Origin of the sequence: Dietzia sp. NCCP-2495, assembly GCF_026011735.1 — a bacterium.
GTDB lineage: Bacteria > Actinomycetota > Actinomycetes > Mycobacteriales > Mycobacteriaceae > Dietzia.
Map to the genome: position 1 here is coordinate 1 of NZ_BRVN01000042.1, position 9,454 is coordinate 9,454.

Here is a 9,454-nt window from a genome sequence, read left to right on the forward strand (position 1 = left end):
CGACCGGGGCCGGCCAGCTGGCGGCGGGGGCCTGTCAGCAAGTGTGGTGCGCCTCCTGCACCCGGTACACCGGCGTCGGAATGCCCTCCATCCGCGCCTTGAGCTGCAGCGCGAGGTACTTGGAGTAGTGGCGCGACTGGTGCAGGTTCCCTCCGTGGATCCACAGCTGCTCAACGTTGGTCGGCTTCCACATGTTGCGCAGCTCCCCCTCCCACGGGCCCGGATCGCGCGTGGTGTCGGAGCCGTAGCCCCACACCTTTCCGACCTGATCCGCGACCTCCTGGGACACCAGGTCCACGAGCCACTGGTTCATCGAGCCGTACCCGGTGGCGTAGACGATCAGGTCGGCGGGTAGCACGCGCTCGCCGTCGAGCTCGACGCCGTCGGGCAGGATCCGGGTCACCTGTCCGCGCTCGAGCGCCACCTCGCCGTCGATCAGGAGCTGACTGGCCCCGACGTCGATGTAGTACCCCGAGCCACGCCGGAGGTACTTCAGGAACAGGCCCGACCCGTCCTCGCCGAAGTCCAGCTCGAACCCGACGTCCCGGAGCTTGTCGTAGAACTCCGCGTCCTTCTCCGCCATCTGGTCGTAGACGGGGATCTGTGCGTCCGGCAGCAGCCGGTAGGGCCAGGAGGCGAACAGCATGTCCGCCTTCTCGGTGGTCACGCCGGCCTCGAGCGCCTCCTCCGAGTAGAGGGGCCCGAGCGCGAGCGACATCAGGGACTCGCTCCGCGAGATGTGGGTGGACGAGCGCTGGATCATCGTCACGTCCGCCCCGTGATCCCAGAGGGCGGCGCAGATGTCATGGGCCGAATTGTTGGAGCCGATCACGATGGCTCGCTTGCCCTCGACGTCGCCCTCGCCGGTGAACTCGGACGAGTGCCACTGGTCGCCGGCGAAGTCCTCGGCGCCGTCGAAGTGCGGGACGTTGGGGTAGCCGGACACCCCGAGTGCGAAGATCAGCTGGGTCGGCCTGAGCTCGATCTCCTCGCCCCGCCGGTCGACCCGGACGCGCCAGGTCGCCGTCGCCTCGTCGAACTCGGCGCCCAGGCACTGCGTGCCGGACCAGTAGTCGAGGTCCATGATCGCGGTGTAGTGCTCGAGCCAGTCCCCCACCTTGTCCTTGGCGGGGAACACGGGCCAGTCGTCCGGGAACGGGATGTAGGGCAGGTGGTCGTACCAGACCGGGTCGTGCAGGTGCAGCGACTTGTAGCGCTTGCGCCACGAGTCGCCGGCGCGCTCGTTCTTCTCGATCACGATCGTGGGCACGCCGAGCCGCTTGAGCCGGGCCGCGAGGCCGATCCCGCCCTGACCACCACCGACGATCACCGCATAGGGCTGCTCGGTGTAGCCGAGCGATTCCTGCCGATCGGTCTGCTGCTCGAGCCAGGTCCGGCGTCCGCGGCGGATGACGTGCTCGACGCCCTTGTCGCGGTCGCGGCCCTTCTTCTCCTCGTGCCCCTTGAGCTCCTGCAGCGTGGTGAGCAGGGTCCAGGCACGTCCGTCGCGCAGGCGCAGGTGGCCCCAGCCGCGACCCGCCGCGGTCTCGAAGTTGATCCACGCCTCGATCACGCCGCCCGAGTCAGTGGCCGGTTCCGCGAGTTCCCATCCGGCGGGGGCGACCGCGGCGAGCTGGCTGTCGAGCATCTCCCCGATCTCCTCACGCCCCTCGAGGGTCCGGAGGTTCCAGGTGAAGGACACGAAGTCGCGCCAGCACCCCTCGGCCTCGAACATCCCGGCCGCCCGGCCCGTGTCGCCCGCGCTTAACGCCTCGCCGAACTCCGCCAGCCACGTCTCCACGACCCGGTCGGTGCTGTCGGCCCCCGCGGGTGCTTCCGTCGTCTGTGTCATGCCCACTCCTTCGCTCTGCTGTAGCGTTTTTCATGACGTAGATCACACTGTGTTCCCGAGGGGGTGGCAATGTCGTTGCACCAGGCGCTGCGGTTCTCCGACCCCGGAGCCTTCGCGGCCCGCACCATCGAGGCCCACGAGATCGCGCTGGCCGGCGGTCAGACGCCCGATCTGGACTCGCGGGTGCTTCGTGCCTGGCAACGCAGCGGGGACGCGGGAATCTCCCCTGACCAGCAGTTCCCGTGCAGCGTCCTGTCGCGGGAGGAGCTCGCGACCGCGCGCGAGATGACGCCGCTGCACCGGGTCGCGGCGGAGGTCGTGGCATCGGTGGCGGACACCTCGGCCGCCGGGCGCCACCTCGTCGTCGTCTCCGACAACCGGGGGCGCGTGCTGTGGCGCGCGGGCAGCGCACAGGCATTGCGCCGCGCGGACTCGATCGCGTTCGCCGAGGGCGCGGACTGGTCGGAGAAGGGCATCGGCGCCAACGGCATCTCGCTGGCGCTCGAGGCCGGGGCCCTCACCCACGCCACCGCGGGCGAGCACTTCGTCCGCGCCCACCACGGCTGGACGTGCACCGCGAGTCCGATCAGGGATCCGCGGGGACGGGTGATCGGGGTCCTCGACGTGTCCCACCCGCTGCGATTCTCGTCGGTGGAGACCGCCGCGCTCGTGCGCTGCGGCGCCCGCCTCGCCGAGTCCCTGCTCGCCGCGCTCCCGTCACCCCCCGGCGCGGCCGACGGCCCCGGGTACGACGACGACAACGCCGCCGCCCGCACCCCCGGCCACGTCCCGGCCGCCGATCCGAGCCCCGTCACCTCGATCCGCCTGCTCGGGTGGAAACCGGCCGTGATCCGGGCGGACGGGACCTCGATCCCGCTCACGCCCCGTCGGGCCGAGTTGGTGGCGCTGCTGGCCTCCCGTGAGGCGTGGTCGGCGAGGGCGCTGTCGGAGGCGCTCTACGAGGACCCGTCCGCCACCACGACGGTGCGCGGTGAGGTGCGTCGTCTCCGACGGCTCACCGGCCTGATGATCGACTCGCAACCGTATTCGCTGTGCCCGCGCGAGCGCGAGTGCGTGGACTTCCTGAGGGTCGAGCATCCCGACGAGCTCCTCCCGGACTCGGAGATCCCGGCGATCGTCGACCTCCGCTACGGGATCTGACCGCATCGGCACGGCCCGGTCGGCCGGGCCCACCCACGCCATCCACGGACACGTGACGTCGCGCACGCGCGCCCGGGTGGCACAATCGGCAGGTATGACGCCTGAGAACACGGGACGCACGCACCGTCAGCTACGCACGCTCGACCAGTCCTCCAAACTCCAGGACGTCCTGTACGAGATCCGTGGGCCGGTGCTCGCGCGGGCCAACCAGCTCGAGGCCGAGGGCCACCGGATCATGAAGCTCAACATCGGCAACCCGGCGCCGTTCGGGTTCGAGGCGCCCGACGTGATCATGCGCGACATGATCGCCGCCCTCCCCCACGCCCAGGGCTACTCGGAATCCAAGGGAATCCTGTCGGCGAGGCGCGCGATCTTCACGCGCTACGAGCTGGTGCCCGACTTCCCGCGTCTGAGCGTGAACGACATCTACCTGGGCAACGGCGTCTCCGAGCTCATCACCATGACGATGCAGGCGCTGCTCGACGACGGCGACGAGGTCCTCATCCCGGCCCCGGACTACCCGCTGTGGACCGCCATGACCTCCCTCGCCGGCGGCAAGCCCGTCCACTACTTCAGCGACGAGGACGACGACTGGAACCCGTCGCTCGAGGACATCGCCTCCAAGATCACACCGCGGACCAAGGCGATTGTCGTGATCAACCCCAACAACCCGACCGGCGCCGTCTACTCGCGCGAGGTCCTGCAGGGGATCGTCGACCTGGCCCGCGAGCACAGCCTGCTCATCCTCGCCGACGAGATCTACGACCGGATCGTCTACGACGAGGCCGAGCACACGTCCATCGCCACGCTGGCCCACGACCTGCTGGTGCTGACCTTCAACGGACTGTCCAAGACCTACCGGGTGGCCGGCTACCGCGCGGGCTGGCTCGCGATCACCGGACCCAAGGCGCACGCCGCCGGATTCCTCGAGGGACTCGAACTCCTGGCATCAACGCGCCTGTGCCCCAACGTCCCCGCGCAGCACGCCATCCAGGTCGCGCTCGGCGGGTACCAGTCGATCAACGAGCTCATCGAACCCGGAGGACGGCTGCACGAGCAGCGCGGCGTCGCATGGGAGAAGCTCAACTCGATCCCCGGTGTGAGCTGCGTGCGGCCCATGGGCGCGCTGTACGTGTTCCCGAAACTGGACCCGAACGTCCACGAGATCCACGACGACCGCCAGTTCGCCCTCGACCTGCTCGAACGCGAGCGGATCCTCGTCACCCAGGGCACCGGCTTCAACTGGCCGCACCCGGACCACTTCCGGATCGTCACGCTGCCGCCGGCACGGGATCTGGGCGCGGCGATCGAGCGGATCGGAAACTTCCTCAGCACGTACCGGCAGTAGCGGCAGGCGGGCGTCTGCTCACCGCAGCATCCGCCCGCCGTGGCGTCTGCCCACCGCGCGCCCCGGATCAGGCAGCGACGGATCAGGAGGTGACGAGCCTCCCGCTGTTCGCCGCGGTGTGCGAGGCCGGACGCACCGGAATCCCGCGTCCGAGGGCGCGGTAGGTCCAGCCGGCCTCGCGCCAGGCGTCGCCTGGCATGCAGTTGCGGCCGTCGAGCAGGAACCGTCCGCGGGCCACCTCGGCCACGGCGGCCGGGTCCAGCTCGACGAACTCGGCCCACTCGGTGGCCACCAGCACCACATCCGCGCCCTCACAGGCTGCCAGCGCCGAGTCGGCGTACCCCAGCGTCGGGAACAGCGCGCGGGCGTTGTCGAGCCCCTGAGGGTCGAACACCACGGTCTGGGCGCCCTTGAGCGAGAGCATGCCGGCCACGTTCAGCGCCGGGGAGTCCCGCACGTCATCGGAGTTCGGCTTGAACGCCGCCCCCAGCACCGCCACGGTCTTCCCGATCAGGGTGCCGCCGCAGGCCTCGACGGTCAGGTCGACCATCCGCTCCCGGCGCCGCATGTTGATCGAGTCGACCTCACGCAGGAACGTCATGGCCTCATCCGCGCCGAGCTCGCCCGCGCGGGCCATGAAGGCGCGGATGTCCTTGGGCAGGCATCCCCCGCCGAAGCCCAGCCCCGCACCGAGGAACCGGCGCCCGATCCGCGGGTCCATCCCGATCGCATCGGCCAGCACCGTCACGTCCGCGCCCGCCGCCTCGCACACCTCGGACACGGCGTTGATGAAGCTGATCTTGGTGGCCAGGAACGCATTCGCGCTGACCTTCACCAGCTCCGAGGTGGCCAGATCGGTGACGATCACCGGGCACGGATCCGAGGCCAGGATCGGCGCGTACGCTTCCTCCACCAGTTCTCGGGCCGGGCTCTGCTCATCGGCACCGCCGGGTAGACCGATCACGATCCGGTCCGGGGTCAGCGTGTCCTTGACCGCGAACCCCTCCCGTAGGAACTCCGGGTTCCACACGATCTCGGCACGCACCCCACCGCGCACGTGCCAGTCCGCGATCCCCTGCAGCCGCACCGCCGTGCCCACCGGCACCGTCGACTTGCCCACCAGGACCGCATCCCGGGTCAGCAGCGGCGACAGCCGGGCTACTACGCCCTCCACATACGTGGTGTCCGCGGCGAACTCACCCTTGCGCTGCGGCGTGCCCACCCCGATGAAGTGCAGGTCCGCGAACTCCGCGGCCTCCGCGTAATCGGTGGTGAACTTCAGACGGCCCGAGTCCACGTGCCGCTGCAGGATCTCCGGCAGTCCGGGCTCGTAGAACGGCACCTCACCCCGGCGCAACCGCTCGATCTTCGCCTCGTCGACATCCACCCCCAGAACCTCGTGGCCCAACTCGGCCATACAGGCGGCGTGGGTGGCGCCGAGGTATCCGGTCCCGAACACGGTCATACGCATGACGCTTGTCTATCCGCCGGAGGCGACGGCCCAGGAAAAGCTCGGTGAACGCCGGACGAGAGTTCGGCGCCGAGTTGGGGACAGCCCCTCACCTGCTGTTCATCAAGCCGAACTCACGGTGACGTCGGCGGCACGCGCGCCAAGCGGTCCCCGCGACGCACGCGCGTCGCCGGCCCGACCCCAGCCGCGACCTACTGGAAGTTGAGATACGCCTTCGACGGCGTCGGCCCGCGCTGCCCCTGGTACTTGGAGCCCATCGACGCACTGCCGTACGGGTTCTCGGCGGGACTCGAGAGCCGGAACAGACACAGCTGCCCGATCTTCATGCCGGGCCACAGGGTGATGGGCAGGTTCGCGACGTTGGAGAGTTCGAGCGTGATGTGCCCGCCGAAGCCGGGGTCGATGAACCCGGCGGTCGAGTGCGTGAGCAGCCCCAGCCGTCCGAGCGAGGACTTGCCCTCGAGCCTGCCGGCGAGGTCGTCGGGCAGTTCGAGCCGCTCGAGGGTGGCGCCCAGGACGAACTCCCCGGGGTGCAGGACGAACGGGTCGCCGTCGGTCACCTCCACCAGTTCGGTCAACTCGTCCTGCTGCTGCGCCGGGTCGATGTGGGTGTAGCGCGAGTTGTTGAACACGCGGAACAGCCGGTCGAGCCGTACATCGATGCTCGAGGGCTGGATGAGCGACGAGTCGAACGGGTCGATCCCGAGCCGCCCGTCGGCGAGCTCGGATCGGAGGTCACGGTCGGAGAGCAGCACGATCCAGAGGGTACCGCGCCCCGCCCGCGAGCATTCTGATCTGGGTACCGAGTTCACCCACCTCGGTGCAGGCTTCGGCGAACGGCAGGCGCTGGCGGTGGATGGTGTCGTCGCGGTCGGTGAACTCGAGGTCCACGCCGGCGCGGTCGATCCCGACGAGGAGCGGGCGCTGCGCCGGTAGGCAGCGGCAGACGCGCATGGCGATCCGGGAGACGATGCGGCAGCGCGGGTCATTGAGGTGTCCGAGCCAGTGCTCCTCGATGTCGGAGAACGGGTCCGGCCCGGAGGTGGCGAGGTCGTCGGGGGCGATGTCGGTGACGCCGTCGTGGTCGGTGAGGACGATCCGCGTGGCGCGCAGCCGGACCAGGGCGAGGTCCTGACCGACCCCGAGCAGCGCGGAGTCGGGGAGCTCGACGGCGATGTGTGTGGCGACGTGGCGTTGCGCGTGGTCGCCGGGGAGCTCGACCCGTCCTTCGACGACGACGACGCGGCGGCAGCGTCCCTGTGCCGCTCCTCCCCTGATCACGTCCAGGACCTCGAGTCGCGCGGCGACTCCTCCGGCGGTGATCGTCGCCGAGTCGGCCATGGGGATCGTCAGCCAGAGGTCGGTCGTGCCACCGGCGTGGTGGGCGAGGTTCACGGGGATCGGCGAGTCGCCGACGGCGAGCGTGCTCTGCGCGCAGCGGCGCAGGGCGGATCCGACGCGTTCGGCCGGTTCGGGCACGGGCCCCACCAGTGACTGCATGTGCGTGAGGCCTCCTCGTTGTGTCGGATTCCCGTCCCGTTCCGGCGCCTCAGGGATTGGCGCCGGAACGGAGCGGGGGCGGGGACGTGACTACCCGCGCCGATTAACTTAGGTAAGGCTCACCTATTACGCAAGGGGTTGGTGCGAATTGACAGGCACTTCGTGGAAAGTGGCAGGAAAATCGGCCTGTCGAGGAGGCTCCGACGCTCAGCCCGCGAGCTGCTCGAGCTCGCGCTCCACCGCATCGGCGTCGACGCAGCGTTGCGAGAACGGCACGCGCACGACGTCACGGAAACCGCCGCCTCGGGCCACCACCGCCACATCCAGACCGTCGCTGTCGATGCCGACGATCCGCGGGTCCGTGCCCGCGATCTGGCACCCGGCGCGCAGTGCCAACCGAACGGCGAGGCCGGAGTCGGCACTGAGTCGACGGAGCCAGCCCTGCTCGTCCACGCCGATCGGGTCCACGTCCGCAGCGGCCAGCTCGGAGCGCGAGACCATGTCCACGCCGTCGCTGCTCAGGTAGGTGATCTCGAGCGGTTGCAGTTCGCTGAGCCGCATGGACCCGAGGTCGCCGCCGGGGCCCATCGTGCCGCCGTCGGACGCGACGAGCCGGCGGCGTCGGGCGTCGGAGGAGGCGATGACTATGCCGGAGAGGGTCACGACGCCACGGGCCACGGCACAGTTCTCGTCGCACGCGTCCGGCAGCACCGAGCGGCGACCGTCCAACGCGAAGGAGGGGCGCGGGGCCGAGCCCCGACAGCGCCCGGTGCAGATGGTGTCGACGATCTCGACGGTGGCCGAGGACCCGACCGCCGCCATCCGCGCCTCGTCGCCGGCCTCGCGCGACATGCCGCTCACGTCCACAACGAGGACCACCACGCCGTCGTTGCGGACGCGCGCCGACCGCAACGGCCGCCGGAGCATCCCGGCTTCGACCGTGCCTGCCGCGCCTCGGGCAAGGACTGTCCGGACTCGTTCTGCGATGGGCCGCTTCGTCACGTCGTCCATCACGCACCTCCTGGAAGGGTGTCGTCCGCCAGCTGTTTGCCCAGCCGTGATACGGACCGTCCCCACCATTAAGCTCCCTTGACAGCCAAAAAGCTACCCGCGAGTAACTAACGAGTGCGTGAAACTGGACACATCCGTAACTTTTGTCGTCGTCGTCGTCCCACCTCCCCCCCGGGGTCACCATCATCGGACCGGATGTGCACAACACCCTGCTGACGTGGTCGAATGGGGGCATGGACGAGTTCAAGGAAGCGCCCTCCACCTATATCTGGCGGTGGAACGTGTGGTCGTGGATCTGCGTCGGCCTGGCTGTGCTCATCGTGATGATGGGGATCACCAGCGGCTCGTCGCTGACGTTCTGGATCATCGGCGCGATCGCCGTGGCCGTGGTCGGCGGCGTCGGTTTCGGCTTCGTCCCGCGCGCGTCGCTCAACCAGCCCAAGCGGCCCATGACGTCGAACGCGCGCCAGAAGGCCGCCATCGCCGACGCGAAGAAGGACAAGAAGCAGGGCAATTGAGCCGGGGCCTGTGAGGCTGGGTAGCGGCCGCGTCAAAGCGGGGTCGATGCGACGCTCACAGTGGCCGTCGTGCTAATCTGAACCGGCCTCATCAGGGAGCGCACAGCTCTCTCCGGCAACTGCCGATGTAGTTCAATGGTAGAACTTCTGCTTCCCAAGCAGACAGCGCGGGTTCGATTCCCGTCATCGGCTCCACCGCCCTGACAAGAGCTTATAGCAGAACGGGACGGGCACTCCACGAGTGCACGTCCCATTCTGCGTTTGCCCCTCAGCCGTGGCCGACGATGCCGCGGATCCCGCGGATGGACCGGGCGCCGGTCTTCTGCCCGGTGGCCGCGGCCGTCTCCGTTACCGACGTCGTACCCGATGCTGCGTCGGTCGCCCCTGCGGCCCCCGCTGATACATCCGCGCCGTCCATCATGTCGGGGCGGCGCCCGATGACCGCAGGCGAGACTTTGAGCGGTTCGCCGATGATCGCCGAGGTGTTGGTGGCGTTGACCAGGTAGCTGGCGGGGGTGTGCTCGCGCTTGTCGGAGTTCTGTCCAGCGTTGGCAGCGCCCATCATGCCGCCCATCGGCACGCCACCTGCTCGT

Annotated in this window: 8 protein-coding genes, 1 tRNA gene and 1 pseudogene; 4 read left to right on the top strand and 6 right to left on the bottom strand. The window is 69.5% G+C overall.

Going from position 1 to position 9,454, the window contains the following annotated elements; genetic code table 11:
- Window positions 1-34 precede the first annotated feature (34 nt).
- Complete coding sequence (locus tag OPF83_RS16995; protein ID WP_264888819.1) at window positions 35-1,852, bottom strand: NAD(P)/FAD-dependent oxidoreductase; 1,818 nt, start codon at window positions 1,850-1,852, stop codon at window positions 35-37.
- 69 nt (window positions 1,853-1,921) lie between these two features.
- Here OPF83_RS16995 and OPF83_RS17000 point away from each other — a divergent pair, with 69 nt between their 5' ends.
- Entirely contained in the window at window positions 1,922-3,013 is a 1,092-nt protein-coding gene (locus tag OPF83_RS17000) for a GAF domain-containing protein (protein WP_264888820.1), read from the top strand.
- Between the two features lie 94 nt (window positions 3,014-3,107).
- The gene (locus OPF83_RS17005) at window positions 3,108-4,361 is read left to right on the top strand and encodes a pyridoxal phosphate-dependent aminotransferase (RefSeq protein ID WP_264888821.1); all 1,254 of its coding nucleotides are present in this window, start codon (window positions 3,108-3,110) and stop codon (window positions 4,359-4,361) included.
- Window positions 4,362-4,443: 82 nt separating this feature from the next.
- Here OPF83_RS17005 and OPF83_RS17010 read toward each other — a convergent pair whose 3' ends face one another.
- The 4 genes from OPF83_RS17010 to OPF83_RS17025 all read right to left on the bottom strand — a co-directional run bounded on the left by OPF83_RS17010 (window position 4,444) and on the right by OPF83_RS17025 (window position 8,343).
- Window positions 4,444-5,832 (bottom strand): UDP-glucose/GDP-mannose dehydrogenase family protein, encoded by a 1,389-nt coding sequence (locus OPF83_RS17010; protein ID WP_264888822.1) that lies wholly within the window; start codon window positions 5,830-5,832, stop codon window positions 4,444-4,446.
- A gap of 191 nt (window positions 5,833-6,023) precedes the next feature.
- The gene (gene dcd, locus OPF83_RS17015) at window positions 6,024-6,587 is read right to left on the bottom strand and encodes a dCTP deaminase (RefSeq protein WP_264888823.1); all 564 of its coding nucleotides are present in this window, start codon (window positions 6,585-6,587) and stop codon (window positions 6,024-6,026) included.
- Window positions 6,568-7,332, bottom strand: a complete 765-nt coding sequence (locus OPF83_RS17020; protein WP_264888824.1) for a DUF2470 domain-containing protein — start codon at window positions 7,330-7,332, stop codon at window positions 6,568-6,570. Before OPF83_RS17020 ends, dcd begins: the two co-directional genes overlap by 20 nt.
- Window positions 7,333-7,539: 207 nt before the next feature.
- A complete protein-coding gene (locus OPF83_RS17025; RefSeq protein ID WP_264888825.1) occupies window positions 7,540-8,343 on the bottom strand; it encodes a DUF2470 domain-containing protein in 804 nt (267 codons plus the stop codon).
- A gap of 233 nt (window positions 8,344-8,576) precedes the next feature.
- On the opposite strand from OPF83_RS17025, the gene OPF83_RS17030 reads away from it, so the two are divergent.
- Both OPF83_RS17030 and OPF83_RS17035 read left to right on the top strand, forming a co-directional pair.
- Window positions 8,577-8,861, top strand: coding sequence for a hypothetical protein (locus OPF83_RS17030; protein ID WP_264888826.1), 285 nt, complete (start codon window positions 8,577-8,579; stop codon window positions 8,859-8,861).
- Window positions 8,862-8,982: 121 nt separating this feature from the next.
- Window positions 8,983-9,056 (top strand) — tRNA-Gly (locus OPF83_RS17035).
- Window positions 9,057-9,129: 73 nt separating this feature from the next.
- Here the strand turns inward: OPF83_RS17035 and OPF83_RS17040 are convergent.
- Window positions 9,130-9,454: pseudogene (locus OPF83_RS17040) on the bottom strand (hypothetical protein); the annotation flags it as partial.

What these genes read in the sequence shown, in the direction of transcription:
- OPF83_RS16995 (WP_264888819.1), bottom strand. Translation starts at nt 1,852, where the DNA reads ATGACACAGACGACGGAAGCACCCGCGGGGGCCGACAGCACCGACCGG.
- OPF83_RS17000 (WP_264888820.1), top strand. Translation starts at nt 1,922, where the DNA reads ATGTCGTTGCACCAGGCGCTGCGGTTCTCCGACCCCGGAGCCTTCGCG.
- OPF83_RS17005 (WP_264888821.1), top strand. Translation starts at nt 3,108, where the DNA reads ATGACGCCTGAGAACACGGGACGCACGCACCGTCAGCTACGCACGCTC.
- OPF83_RS17010 (WP_264888822.1), bottom strand. Translation starts at nt 5,832, where the DNA reads ATGCGTATGACCGTGTTCGGGACCGGATACCTCGGCGCCACCCACGCC.
- OPF83_RS17020 (WP_264888824.1), bottom strand. Translation starts at nt 7,332, where the DNA reads ATGCAGTCACTGGTGGGGCCCGTGCCCGAACCGGCCGAACGCGTCGGA.
- OPF83_RS17025 (WP_264888825.1), bottom strand. Translation starts at nt 8,343, where the DNA reads ATGGACGACGTGACGAAGCGGCCCATCGCAGAACGAGTCCGGACAGTC.
- OPF83_RS17030 (WP_264888826.1), top strand. Translation starts at nt 8,577, where the DNA reads ATGGACGAGTTCAAGGAAGCGCCCTCCACCTATATCTGGCGGTGGAAC.